Source organism: Parabacteroides sp. AF17-3 (assembly GCF_003635445.1).
Taxonomy (GTDB): domain Bacteria; phylum Bacteroidota; class Bacteroidia; order Bacteroidales; family Tannerellaceae; genus Parabacteroides; species Parabacteroides goldsteinii.
Map to the genome: position 1 here is coordinate 1 of NZ_QTMM01000049.1, position 933 is coordinate 933.

A 933-nucleotide genomic window follows, 5' to 3' on the forward strand; every position below is an offset into this window, starting at 1 on the left:
TGAATCTAAACGATACCATTTTAATAAAGTAATGAATAAAACAGAAAAGACTTTTTCCTTCATCTCTGTCAAAGACAGTTTTTTCAAAGCCCGCTATGAAGTGTTAGACGAAAGTACAGGCGACAACCATGTGATTACATATGAAAACAAGGCTCCGGTGCATCCCAGTCTCTCTGAAGCGTTGCAGCGCATGGCGTATCATGTAGTCAATTTTACCGGATTGGTGGCGGTGGATGACAATTTCCAGATCACCGGTTATCAACGTCAGAACTGCGGCGATGCGCAATTGCTGACCATCTATGCCCGTGTGGGAACCTCCGAAGAGTTTTGCGGAAATGTGGTGTCGCGCTTTCATATCGGCCGCGACGAATATGCTTCTATCGACCTGCTGCTCGAAGACCTGTCAAGCTGCGAACGTGAAGCGCTGGCTTATATCGAAACCGGCAAACGTTTGGAGCATGATGCCTTCATTCGACTTGACAACGATGATTTACAAACCCTTCAAGCTGCCGCCTGATGAAAAAGCATACCCTTACCATCGGTTGCCTCCTGGGAGACCAGGCGGCAGCCTGCCTGATGCGCCTGATTACGGGCGAAAAAGGTTCGCGCGGTTACACCTATTCGTGTGGCGAGGAATACGGGTATTTTTACGACCCGTTTCTGAAAAAATGGATGGCGTTCGACAACCGGCACAACACCTGCCTGGTCGAACAATGCAACACCTCGAAAGAGGCCGAAAACTTTCTCTATGACGACACCGGGTTATTCGCCGCTTAGCGCGTTGATCCTGAAGCATACGGGCGAGGAGGTGGTGGCTGAATACCGTTTCCATCCCGGGCGGGACTGGCGGTTCGACTTCGCCATCCCTTCCCGCCGTGTGGCTGTCGAGGTGGAGGGCGGCGCCTTCAACGGTGGCCGCCATATCCGCCCCGA

The 933-nt window shown here is 51.8% G+C and carries 2 protein-coding genes and 1 pseudogene; all 3 read left to right on the forward strand.

Annotated elements, in window-relative coordinates:
• Nucleotides 1-517: hypothetical protein (locus DWW91_RS27490; RefSeq protein WP_233584595.1), on the forward strand; the 517-nt coding region annotated here is incomplete at its 5' end.
• On the forward strand, nt 517-777 hold the full coding sequence (locus DWW91_RS27495) for a hypothetical protein (RefSeq protein ID WP_010800774.1): 261 nt from the start codon (nt 517-519) through the stop codon (nt 775-777). The genes DWW91_RS27490 and DWW91_RS27495, both read left to right, overlap by 1 nt.
• Nucleotides 749-933, forward strand: a pseudogene (locus DWW91_RS28285) (hypothetical protein); the annotation flags it as partial. The gene DWW91_RS27495 and the pseudogene DWW91_RS28285, both read left to right, overlap by 29 nt.

Excerpts from the sequence above, each read along its gene's own strand:
- DWW91_RS27495 (WP_010800774.1), top strand. The coding sequence starts at position 517 with ATGAAAAAGCATACCCTTACCATCGGTTGCCTCCTGGGAGACCAGGCG.